The sequence below is a fragment of the Metabacillus rhizolycopersici genome (genome assembly GCF_020075705.1).
On the sequence record NZ_JAIQUM010000009.1, the window covers coordinates 84,932 to 97,141 of the forward strand.

Here is a 12,210-nt window from a genome sequence, read left to right on the forward strand (position 1 = left end):
GGAACTGCCAGTAAAAGTCCGATAAGCTCAACTAATCATTGGTGGAAATAACCCCTATTGATAGACGTTGTGCTTTATACGAAACTAAGAGGTGTTACCGTATGGATATGAATCAATATTTAGAAGTGTTTATTGAAGAGAGCAAGGAACATTTACAAGCATGTAATGAGAAATTACTAGTATTAGAGAAAAATCCAAATGATTTATCAATTGTAAATGATATTTTCCGTTCTGCTCATACTCTTAAAGGGATGAGTGCCACTATGGGCTACGAAGATTTGGCTAATTTGACCCATCAAATGGAAAATGTTCTAGATGCAATCAGAAATGAAAAGCTTTCAGTAACGCCTACTTTTTTAGATATCGTTTTTGCTTCCGTTGATAATCTTGAAGAAATGGTCTTTTCAATTGCTGAGGGCGGAGATGGGAAAAAGGATGTAACGGTTGTTGTTGAAATGCTAAAAAAGTTAGAAAGTGGTCAGGGTGTTAATCAAAAAGAAATGAAGAGCGAGGATACAAATCAACTTTCTGAAAATTATTCTCTAAATCACATCAACCAAGAATATGATGACTTTGAAAATGCAGTTATTCAACAATCAAAGGAACAAGGATTTTTTGCTTATGAATTGGTTATAACACTTCGTGAGGATTGCTTATTAAAGGCAGCAAGAGTGTTTATGGTATTCGAAATTTTAGAAAAAATCGGTGAAATCATAAAAGCTGTTCCTTCGGTAGATCAACTAGAAGATGAAAAATTCGATTCACAATTTACTGTAGCAATTGTTTCAAAAGAGTCAAGTGCTGATATTCACAGTAAAATAATGAAAGTATCTGAAATTGAAGAAGTAAAGGTTCATTTATTAGACCCTATAAATAGCGTAAATACTCAATCAAACTCGCAATCTATTATGCAGAATGGTATAGAGCAAAAAGATACTAAACAAGATTCAGAACAAGAAAGTACAGAGAAAACTGCTGCAAAACAAGGTTCCGCTAAAAATGCAAAAACAATTCGAGTAAATATTGAACGCTTAGACATCTTAATGAATTTGTTTGAAGAGCTCGTTATTGATCGTGGTCGCTTAGAGCAGATTTCTAAAGAATTAAACAATAATGAACTTGACGAAACAGTTGAAAGAATGTCAAGAATTTCAGGTGATCTTCAGTCAATTATTTTAAACATGCGCATGGTTCCGGTAGAAACAGTATTTAATCGTTTCCCTCGAATGATTCGTCAGCTTGCAAAGGATTTAAATAAAAGGATCAATCTTGAAATTATCGGTGCTGAAACGGAATTAGATCGGACAGTTATTGATGAAATCGGTGATCCGCTCGTTCACCTTTTACGAAATGCAATCGATCATGGTATAGAGATGCCAGAGGATCGTATGAAAAATGGTAAACGGGAGGAAGGTAATGTTTTCCTAAAAGCGTATCATAGTGGAAATCATATGTTTATAGAGATTGAAGATGATGGTGCAGGAATAAATCGTGACCGTGTTCTTAAAAAGGCTCTTGACAGAGGTGTCGTTACGGAACAACAAGCACCAACATTAACTGACCAACAAATTTACGAGCTAATTTTCTCATCAGGATTTTCTACTGCTGATCAAATTTCTGATGTTTCAGGACGTGGAGTTGGCCTAGATGTTGTTAAGAGTAAAATAGAATCTCTTGGCGGTTTAGTAACGATAGATTCAGAGGAAGGGAAGGGATCACTATTCTCGATTCAACTCCCATTAACCTTATCTATTATTTCTGTCATGTTGATTGAATTACAAAATGAAAAATACGCAATCCCGTTATCCTCGATAATTGAAACGGCAGTTATAAAAAAAGAGGAAATTCTTCAAGCACATAATCAAAAGGTCATTGATTTCCGCGGGAAAATTGTTCCATTGGTCTTTTTGACTGAGATCTTTGATGTGCCTGTGGAACATGTTAATGATGATTTTATATCCTTATTAATTGTAAGAAAAGGAGATAAAATGGCTGCTTTAGTAGTTGATTCATTTATTGGTCAACAGGAAATTGTTTTAAAATCACTTGGAAATTATTTAAATAATGTATTTGCAATTTCCGGAGCAACAATTTTAGGAGATGGGCAAGTAGCCTTAATTATTGATTGTAATTCATTAATAAAATAGTGGATTGTTGGAAAGGAGTCTAGTGAATCTATGTCTGAAGATATGAAAGTCATTGTGTTTCAATTAGAGAATGAGGAATATGGAATTCCAGTTCAACAAGTTCGTTCGATTGAAAGGGTACAACACATTACTCGAGTACCAAGAACAGCACCCTTTATTAAAGGTGTCATTAATTTAAGAGGGGTAATAACTCCAATCATTGACTTGCGTATCCGCCTTGGTCTTGCAGAGCTTAGTGTTAATGAAAGTACGAGGATAATCATTGTTTCTAATGAGGATATGGATGTTGGTTTTATTGTAGATGCAGCAAATGATGTCATTGATCTTGGTGAAGACACCATTGAGCCAGCACCAGATGTAGTAGGATCTGTTCAAGCTGAATATATTAAAGGTGTAGCAAAGGTGGAGAAAAGATTAATCGTAATGATTGATTTAGAAGAAGTTTTAAAGGTTGAAATAGGACAATCTTTTGTAAATATATAGGGCCAAACAAATGGATTATATAAATAGTATTACGAATAAGCATATAGATATTTTGAAAGAGGTCGGAAATATCGGGGCGGGTCATTCTGCTACTGCTCTATCCATGCTTATAAATAAAAAAATCAATATGACGGTCCCAAATGTCGAGATTGTTTCATTTAATGAACTTATGGAGTGGCTCGGTGGTTCGGAAGTTGTCATTGCGAGTGTTTACTTAAGGATTAAAGGAGATGTTTCTGGATCGCTATTTTTTGTCCTTAGTATTGAGCAAGCGGAACGTTTCATAAAACAATTAATAGCCGATGATCATTTTTCACTTATTAATTCAACTGAACACGAGCTTGGTTTATCTGCTTTTCAGGAACTTGGAAACATATTAACTGGTTCTTACCTTTCATCTTTGTCAGACTTAACAGGAACAAATCTTTATCCTTCTGTACCTTCTTTATCAATCGATATGTTTGGTGCGGTGATTAGTCACGGATTAATCGAGCTCTCTCATGTTAGTGACTATGCGATTATCATCGACACGGTGATTAAGGAAGAGGATCATTTTGAAGTAGATACAGTAAAAGGGCACTTTTTCTTATTACCTGACCCAGAATCATTTAAAAAGCTTTTCGAGGCGTTAGGTGTTACAGATGAAACGTGAACCCTCAGAAATCATAAAGGTCGGTATTGCTGATTTAAATGTAGTTAAGTCACCAAAGCTTATTCGAACCATGGGATTAGGTTCATGTGTAGGTGTGGTTTTATTCGATAAAGTAAATAGTATAGCTGGATTAGCCCATATTATGCTACCAGATTCCTCGCTTGCGAATAAAGATTCTTTGAACCATGCGAAATATGCAGATACCGCGATACCAAAACTAATGACTAAATTAGCGGAAGCAGGTGCTAGAATTAGCTCATTACAAGCGAAAATGGCAGGTGGTGCACAGATGTTCCAATTTCAATCGGCAAGCGATACGATAAGAATAGGTCCAAGAAATGTAGAAGCAATAAAGCAACAGCTGATTTTGAAAAACATTCCTCTAATAAGTGAAGAAGTGGGCGGAAACAAAGGGAGAACAATTGAATTTGATCCGAAAACATGTGAATTAATGATACGAACGGTGAATCAAGGTACAAAAGTAATTTGATGCGAATTGGTAAATAAACAACTCTGGGTGAGGGAGAATAATGACACAATTAACATTGACTGATGAACAAGTGATATGGCGAAAATGGAAGGATGTACGTGACCCACATGCTGGTGATGTCCTTATCAAAAAGTATATGCCGCTCGTTTCTTATTATGTTCAACGGATTTCGATTGGGCTTCCTAAAACCGTTAATAAAGATGATTTAATGAGTTTAGGTATATTCGGGTTGTATGATGCTTTGGAAAAATTCGATCCAACTCGTGATTTGAAATTTGATACGTATGCGTCATTTCGGGTAAGGGGAGCCATTATTGATGGGTTACGAAAAGAGGATTGGCTACCACGTAGCTCAAGAGAAAAGGCGAAACGGGTTGAAGCAACAATTGAGAAGTTAGAGCAAAAATATTTGAGAAATGTTTCTCCTAAAGAAATTGCTAATGAATTAGGACTTTCAGAAGGGGAAGTTGTTCATGTAATGAACGAAGGCTTTTTTGCACATATTCTATCTATTGATGATCAGCTTTTTGATCAAGATGATGGAGAAAGCATTGGATTTACCATTAAGGATGATCATCAACATACTCCAGAGGATAAAGTCCTGAAGGATGAACTAATTGCACAACTATCAGAAGTCATAACACAATTAAGTGAAAAAGAACAGCTTGTTATTAGTTTTTTTTACAAAGAAGAATTAACGTTAACTGAGATCGGACAAGTTATGAATTTATCCACATCCAGAATTTCGCAAATCCATTCAAAAGCTTTATTTAAATTAAGAAAAATACTAGAAAATTTGATTCATTAACGATCTATAGAATCTGGAGTTGAAATTTGGCTTACTTAGGAGCATGGTTAAGAGAGGATCTCTATGACAGCAATATTACTTTCGATAAGTTTACTACTTCATGTAGTAGCTTTTTATTTTATCGCCGTTTTATATATGAAATATTCAACGATTAAAGAACTTTCAGACACGCAAAAAAAGATGATTGAGGAAACGGAACAGGCAATGACTAGTTTTTTAATTGAAATGAAGGATGAGAACGAAAGACTGCTTCAACACTTAAATTCTAGCTCTGAACATCCACAACAAAGAAATAAGTCAGTGATGTTGGAAAAGAAAGACCTTCAACAAAATGAGATTCCATCTAAAGAAAGTAGAAGGAATGACTTAATTGTAGAACGTCAAGAAGACTTACCTGATTATTTAGCTGCAGCCAATTTGGTAGAAGACATTATCGAAATAACGAATGCACCACAAGAAAAAATGATTCCCTTTGAATTAGAGGCTATAAATCTTTTTAAAAATGGCCATACTGTGGAACAGATTGCTAAAAAATTAAATAAAGGGAAGATTGAAATCGAGCTTCTGCTAAAATTTCGTCAAAAATAGATACCCTACTTTGTCCTGTAATAAGTTGCACTTTAACCTTGATTGTCAAGTTAGGTTATGGTATATTAATTTTTGGTGTTAATACACACGCTTATAGATTTAAGCATTGGTGCTGTTTTTACAGTTATGCCTAAAGATGATATAAGCGGAGGAGAACAAAACCATTAGGAGGAACAAACACATGTCAGTAATTTCTATGAAGCAATTGCTAGAAGCTGGTGTTCACTTCGGCCACCAAACACGCCGTTGGAACCCAAAAATGAAACGTTACATCTTCACTGAGCGTAACGGTATCTACATTATCGACCTTCAAAAAACTGTTAAAAAGGTTGAAGAAGCTTACAAATTCGTTAGAGAACTTGGAGCTGAAGGCGGTACAATCCTTTTCGTTGGTACGAAAAAACAAGCACAGGACTCTGTTAAAGAAGAAGCAGAACGTTCAGGCATGTACTATATTAACCAACGTTGGTTAGGTGGTACGTTAACGAACTTTGAAACAATCCAAAAACGTATTAAACGTTTAAAAGATATTCAAAGAATGCAGGAAGATGGTACTTTTGAAGTGCTTCCTAAAAAAGAAGTTGTTCAACTTAATAAAGAGCTTGAGCGTCTTGAAAAATTCCTAGGTGGAATTAAAGACATGAAGCAATTACCGGATGCATTATTTATTATCGATCCTCGTAAAGAGCGTATCGCTGTAGCAGAAGCTCGTAAATTAAACATTCCGATCGTTGGTATCGTTGATACAAACTGTGATCCAGATGAAATTGATTACGTAATCCCTGCAAACGATGATGCAATTCGCGCTGTTAAGCTTCTTACTGCAAAGATTGCAGATGCAATTTTAGAATCTAAACAAGGTGAAGAAACAACACCTGCTTAATTTGCAAAGGGTGATAAGAGGAATTGGCCTTTTATCACCTTTTTTTAAGCAAGTTACATAAAACTTACACTGCACTTTGCTTTGAGTCAGTATCGCAAATGTCGCTGTCGCTAAAAGAAGAGACTTTATTTTATTAAACAAATAATAAATGACAATGAACCTTAAGGAGGAATACTATTATGGCAGTAACTGCACAAATGGTAAAAGAACTACGTGAAAAAACTGGCGCTGGAATGATGGATTGTAAAAAGGCGTTAACTGAAACAAACGGAGATATGGATCAAGCGATTGACTACCTTCGTGAAAAAGGAATTGCAAAAGCAGCTAAAAAAGCTGACCGTATTGCAGCTGAAGGTTCTACTTTAGTAAAAGTAGAAGGTAATGAAGCTGTTATTTTAGAAGTTAACTCTGAAACAGATTTCGTTGCGAAAAACGAAGGTTTCATTGAGTTAATTAATGGTTTAGCTGATTTCTTATTAGCTAAAAAGCCTGCTGATTTAGATGCTGCATTAGCAGAAACAATGGATAACGGTTCAACTGTAGAAGATTACATTAACTCTGCAATTGCGAAAATTGGTGAGAAAATTACACTTCGCCGTTTTACAGTTGTTACAAAAACAGATAACGATGCTTTTGGTGCATATTTACATATGGGAGGACGTATCGGCGTTCTAACATTATTAGAAGGTACTACTAATGAAGTTGCTGCTAAAGATGTTGCAATGCATATCGCTGCAGTTAATCCTAAATATGTATCACGTGATCAAGTTTCTGCAGAAGAAGCTGAGCATGAGCGTAAAATATTGACTGAGCAAGCACTTAACGAAGGTAAACCAGAAAATATCGTTGCGAAAATGGTTGAAGGTCGTTTAAGCAAATACTTTGAAGATATTTGTTTATTAGATCAAAGCTTCGTTAAAAATCCAGATCAAAAAGTAAAACAATTTGTTGAGTCTCATGGCGGTACAGTTAACACATTTATCCGTTACGAAGTTGGCGAAGGAATCGAAAAACGCCAAGACAACTTTGCTGAAGAAGTAATGAACCAAGTTAAAAAATAATCCTGTTTTCGAACACTAGCTTTAGTCACCTTACATGTTAGAACGAATGATTATACATTTCAAAAAATGCAAAAAGGGAACACAGGCTGTGTTCCCTTCTTTTCGAAATAAATGGTTTGTTTTCCTTACTGATTGTTTGTAGATGATCTATATTAAGGTATGAAATATTGCTAAATATATCATCTTTTCGTGAACACCTTGTATAGTGGCTACAGGGTAGATTTGCAAAAAAGAAAATATAAATGAGTGTAACAAAAAGCTGTACTTAAAAAATTGAAGACACGAATAAACGTCGAATTTTTTAACTTTCGGGAGATTATAAGCAACTCAATAATTGAAGGTAAAGTACACCTTTGATTATTGAGGCTCTTATTTATCTCACATTAATGGGGGAAATAGAAAATTCACTGCCTGGAGTCTCGCATTAACCTACTCTAAGTATGGTAGTTACTCGTTTCTTAGAAAAAAATTTTGAACTTAAATTTGGAAGCTAGCTCCAGCGTCTAGTTATGACTGGTATATTCCTTTAGGCGCTTCTGCTTTTCTAACAAGCAACAATGATGGAGGTAAACATGAGTAATCCTAAATATAAACGTATTGTTCTAAAATTAAGTGGTGAAGCACTTGCAGGTGATAATGGATTTGGTATTAATCCATCTGTAATCCAATCAATCGCGAAACAAGTGAAGGAAATTGCAGAGCTAGATGTTGAAGTTGCTGTGGTTGTTGGCGGTGGAAATATTTGGCGTGGTAAAATCGGTAGTGAAATGGGGATGGACCGTGCGACTGCTGACTACATGGGCATGCTTGCAACTGTCATGAACTCTTTAGCATTACAAGACAGTCTTGAAACTCAAGGTATTCAAACACGTGTTCAAACTTCTATTGAAATGAGACAAGTTGCGGAGCCTTACATAAGAAGAAAGGCTATTCGTCATCTAGAGAAAAAACGTGTTGTGATATTCGCAGCTGGAACAGGTAACCCATATTTCTCTACAGACACGACAGCTGCTTTACGTGCTGCAGAAATTGAAGCGGATGTCATTTTAATGGCGAAAAACAATGTGGATGGTGTATACAACGCAGATCCTAGAATTGATGACAGTGCTGTAAAATATGATTCACTATCCTATTTAGACGTAATAAAAGAAGGTCTTGCTGTTATGGATTCAACTGCCTCTTCTTTATGTATGGATAATGATATCCCATTAATTGTCTTCTCTATAATGGAAGAAGGAAACATTAAACGTGCCGTAACTGGCGAAAATATTGGAACAATCGTTAGGGGGAAATAACCTTGGCTAAACAAATATTAGCAAACACAAAAGATAAAATGGAAAAAGCAGTATCATCACTAAGTCGTGAACTTGCTTCAGTAAGAGCAGGTAGAGCTAGCGCAAATTTATTAGATAAAATCTCTGTTGAATACTATGGTGCACCAACACCTGTTAATCAACTTGCATCAATTAGTGTTCCAGAAGCTCGTCTTCTTGTTATTCAACCTTATGATAAGACTGTACTAGCAGACATCGAAAAGGCTATTTTGAAGTCAGACCTAGGATTAACTCCATCAAATGATGGTTCACTGATTCGTTTATCAATTCCTGCTCTTACAGAAGAAAGACGTAAAGAACTTGTCAAATTGGTTAAAAAATATGCGGAAGAAGCAAAAATAGCTGTCCGCAACGTTAGACGTGATGCTAACGATGAGTTGAAAAAGCTTGAAAAAAATGGTGAAATCACAGAGGATGAGCTAAGAAACAACAATGAGAATGTCCAAAAATTGACGGATGAATTTATTGTAAAAGTGGATAATGTGGCAAAAGATAAAGAAAAAGAAATTATGGATGTTTAATTAAAGCATATGTACAATTGATATGTGAAAGACCCTCTAATGTTTACAGGGGGTTTTTTTGTTAATACTATTAACATATCATCATGATATAAAAAGGTCATGAATTATTGGGTGATGGAGGAATCACATGCTCAACTTATTAAAGATGTGGAAAGGAAGTCCTCAACCTTCCAATGAACAAACACTTGTCAATGAGGATATAGTAAATGGAGAAATACCAGATCACATTGCGATCATTATGGACGGCAATGGCCGATGGGCAAAAAAACGGGCACTTCCGCGAATAGCTGGACATCATGAAGGAATGAAGGTTGTCCGGAAAATTACAAAACAAGCAAGTCAACTCGGTGTTAAAGTTCTAACACTTTATGCTTTCTCAACAGAAAATTGGAAAAGACCTAAAACAGAGGTTGATTATATAATGAGACTGCCTGAGGAATTTTTAAATACATATTTACCGGAGTTAATTGATGAGAATGTACGAGTTCGGATTATCGGTGATATGGGCAGACTTCCAACTCATACGCAAAGAGCGGTTGAAAAAGCTATGTTAGACACAAAGGACAATAAAGGGTTAATTCTCAATTTTGCCATTAACTACGGTAGCCGTGCAGAAATCATTTCTGCGGTACAAAAAATTGCTCAAGATGTAAAAAGTGGCCAAATTGATAGTACATCAATTGATGAATCCCTTTTTGCCGACTATTTAATGACGCAGTCTTTGAATGATCCTGATCTATTAATACGTACAAGTGGTGAAATTAGACTTAGTAATTTTATGTTGTGGCAGCTTGCTTATACAGAATTTTGGTTTACTGATGTGCTGTGGCCAGATTTTGATGAACAAAACTTTTTACAAGCAATTTATACATATCAACAAAGAGGACGCAGATTTGGTGGCGTATAAAAGGTGATGAGATACAATGAAACAACGAATTTTAACTGCAGTTATAGCTGCAGCTCTATTTCTACCATTTGTCATTTACGGGAAATTACCGTTTACAATATTTGTTTATTTACTAGCCTCGATTGCATTGCATGAATTATTAAAAATGAAAAAAATATCATTAGCAAGTATTCCAGGTTTAGTGAGTTTAGTGATTTTATGGGTTCTATTAATTCCAACTTCGTACATAACAATATTAGACGAGGTTAATTTTTCAAAGGCTGAATTTGCATTATTGGCTTTACTGTTGTTATTGACATATACAGTTGTAACGAAAAATAAATTTACGTTTGATGATGTCGGATTTGTTGTCATCGCAATCTTTTATTTAGGAATTGGCTTTTATTTTCTAATTGAAACGAGAAATGTTGGTCTAGAGCTTGTGTTTTATGCGTTACTATTAATATGGGTAACTGATTCAGGTGCTTATTTTGTAGGTCGCGCAATGGGTAAGAATAAGCTTTGGCCAGAGATAAGTCCAAATAAAACAATAGAGGGTGCCATTGGTGGCGTAGTATTTGCGGTATTATTCTCTTGGATCTATCATTATTTCACAGGTGTTCTTGATAACTATTTGATTGTGACGGTCATGACAATTTTCCTATCTGTTTTTGGACAAATTGGTGATCTTGTAGAATCGGCATTAAAACGTCATTACCAAGTAAAGGATTCGGGTACGATACTACCTGGACATGGTGGGATTTTAGATCGATTTGATAGTCTGTTATTTGTATTACCTATCTTACATTTCTTGATGAATATACTTTTTTAAAGGATAGACGGAATGTATCTATTGTATTTAGTTTTGATTCTAGAGTTAAACTCATGAAGTGCAAAAGCAGTAGTAGTGCTTAACTACGCGTTTGTACTTGTGTCTACAATTTAGCAACTAAAAACAAAAGGTTAGTAACATCTTCCTTTCTCGAGCGCTTTATCCCGCTTAAACTAGCTGTAATATCCCCACCTAAAATAGATTTTACTGAATCGAGGAAGTGAAGGTGGGGGAAACAGCTAAGATAACTCTCACTAACAATCAGTGAGGGATAAAGCCTCCACTAATTGAAGTCTAGCTTTTTTATCAGTTTTTTTAGACGCTTGCGTATTTCTTTTTTTGATTGGACGTGACATTATGAAGAAAATCAGTTTATTAGGTGCAACAGGTTCCATTGGAATTCAAACCTTAGATGTAATTGCAGCCCACCCAGAAGAATTTAAGCTAGTAGCAATGTCATTCGGAAGCAATTATAAATCCGGTAGCGAAATTATTAAAAAATTCAAGCCACAATTTGTAGCAGTAAAGGATAAAGAAACATATGACCATCTGAAACAAGAGCTATCGGGAGAATCGGTGAAAATCGGCTATGGACAAGAGGCCCTCATAGAAGCAGCAGTATTTGATGGAGTCGAAATTTTAGTCAACGCTGTTGTTGGAAGCGTCGGATTAATCCCTACGTTAAAAGCAATTGAAAATAAAATAACGATTGCGCTTGCTAATAAGGAAACACTTGTTACCGCTGGGCATTTAGTGACAGAGCATGCGAAAAAATACAATGTTGATATTTTACCAGTAGATAGTGAGCACTCGGCAATCTTTCAATGTTTACAAGGTGAAAATGTAAAATCCATTGAACGTCTTATCGTTACAGCATCTGGAGGAAGCTTTCGTGATAAAAAGCGAGAAGAACTAGTAGATGTTACAGTTGAACAAGCATTGAATCATCCAAATTGGTCAATGGGCGCAAAAATAACAATTGATTCAGCTACGATGATGAATAAAGGATTAGAAGTTATTGAAGCACACTGGTTATTTAACATGCCATATGAAAAGATTGATGTATTATTACATAAAGAAAGTATTATCCACTCTTTAGTTGAGTTTCATGATCGGAGCATCATTGCCCAACTAGGATCGCCAGACATGAGAGTACCGATTCAATATGCCCTAACATACCCTGAGAGATTATCATTACCAGAAGTTAAAGGGCTTGAGCTCTGGGAAGTTGGAAAACTACATTTTGAAAAAGCAGATTTTAACAGATTTAGATGCTTACAATTTGCATTTGATTCAGGTAAAATTGGTGGAACAATGCCAACTGTCTTAAATGCTGCTAATGAAGAAGCTGTAGCTGCATTCTTAAAAGGTTCAATAAAATTTCTTCAAATCGAAGAATTTATTGAAAGGGCCATGGATAAACATGTGTGCATTGCACAGCCAGGTTTAGAGCAAATCCAAGAAGTTGATCAACGAACACGCAAGTTTGTCCAAACATTAATCTCTTAAAAGGTGGTCATACAAA

Annotated in this window: 13 protein-coding genes; all 13 read left to right on the forward strand. The window is 35.5% G+C overall.

The genetic code is table 11. From position 1 onward, the window contains the following. The first annotated feature begins 101 nt into the window (after window positions 1-101). On the forward strand, window positions 102-2,147 hold the full coding sequence (locus K9V48_RS06445; protein WP_224137889.1) for a chemotaxis protein CheA: 2,046 nt from the start codon (window positions 102-104) through the stop codon (window positions 2,145-2,147). 30 nt (window positions 2,148-2,177) lie between these two features. Continuing rightward, window positions 2,178-2,630: a chemotaxis protein CheW gene (locus K9V48_RS06450; RefSeq protein ID WP_224137890.1), complete on the forward strand. Its 453-nt coding sequence runs from the start codon at window positions 2,178-2,180 to the stop codon at window positions 2,628-2,630. Between the two features lie 10 nt (window positions 2,631-2,640). After that, on the forward strand, window positions 2,641-3,282 hold the full coding sequence (locus tag K9V48_RS06455) for a chemotaxis protein CheC (RefSeq protein ID WP_224137891.1): 642 nt from the start codon (window positions 2,641-2,643) through the stop codon (window positions 3,280-3,282). After that, window positions 3,272-3,772, forward strand: coding sequence for a chemotaxis protein CheD (locus K9V48_RS06460; protein WP_224137892.1), 501 nt, complete (start codon window positions 3,272-3,274; stop codon window positions 3,770-3,772). The genes K9V48_RS06455 and K9V48_RS06460 overlap by 11 nt, the downstream gene beginning before the upstream one ends. A 40-nt stretch (window positions 3,773-3,812) precedes the next feature. Beyond that, the gene (locus tag K9V48_RS06465) at window positions 3,813-4,580 is read left to right on the forward strand and encodes a FliA/WhiG family RNA polymerase sigma factor (RefSeq protein ID WP_224137893.1); all 768 of its coding nucleotides are present in this window, start codon (window positions 3,813-3,815) and stop codon (window positions 4,578-4,580) included. Between the two features lie 63 nt (window positions 4,581-4,643). Continuing rightward, window positions 4,644-5,168, forward strand: a complete 525-nt coding sequence (locus K9V48_RS06470; protein WP_224137894.1) for a hypothetical protein — start codon at window positions 4,644-4,646, stop codon at window positions 5,166-5,168. Between the two features lie 181 nt (window positions 5,169-5,349). Then, complete coding sequence (gene rpsB, locus K9V48_RS06475) at window positions 5,350-6,051, forward strand: 30S ribosomal protein S2 (protein WP_111614959.1); 702 nt, start codon at window positions 5,350-5,352, stop codon at window positions 6,049-6,051. A 179-nt stretch (window positions 6,052-6,230) separates the two neighbouring features. Then, on the forward strand, window positions 6,231-7,112 hold the full coding sequence (gene tsf, locus K9V48_RS06480) for a translation elongation factor Ts (RefSeq protein ID WP_224137895.1): 882 nt from the start codon (window positions 6,231-6,233) through the stop codon (window positions 7,110-7,112). 572 nt (window positions 7,113-7,684) lie between these two features. Continuing rightward, on the forward strand, window positions 7,685-8,407 hold the full coding sequence (gene pyrH / locus K9V48_RS06485; protein WP_224137896.1) for a UMP kinase: 723 nt from the start codon (window positions 7,685-7,687) through the stop codon (window positions 8,405-8,407). A gap of 38 nt (window positions 8,408-8,445) precedes the next feature. After that, window positions 8,446-8,967, forward strand: a complete 522-nt coding sequence (frr, locus tag K9V48_RS06490) for a ribosome recycling factor (protein WP_410429688.1) — start codon at window positions 8,446-8,448, stop codon at window positions 8,965-8,967. A gap of 127 nt (window positions 8,968-9,094) precedes the next feature. After that, on the forward strand, window positions 9,095-9,874 hold the full coding sequence (gene uppS, locus K9V48_RS06495; protein ID WP_285872563.1) for an undecaprenyl pyrophosphate synthase: 780 nt from the start codon (window positions 9,095-9,097) through the stop codon (window positions 9,872-9,874). Window positions 9,875-9,890: 16 nt separating this feature from the next. After that, complete coding sequence (locus K9V48_RS06500) at window positions 9,891-10,685, forward strand: phosphatidate cytidylyltransferase (protein WP_224137898.1); 795 nt, start codon at window positions 9,891-9,893, stop codon at window positions 10,683-10,685. A gap of 357 nt (window positions 10,686-11,042) precedes the next feature. Continuing rightward, window positions 11,043-12,194 (forward strand): 1-deoxy-D-xylulose-5-phosphate reductoisomerase, encoded by a 1,152-nt coding sequence (dxr, locus tag K9V48_RS06505; protein WP_224137899.1) that lies wholly within the window; start codon window positions 11,043-11,045, stop codon window positions 12,192-12,194. Window positions 12,195-12,210 lie beyond the last annotated feature (16 nt).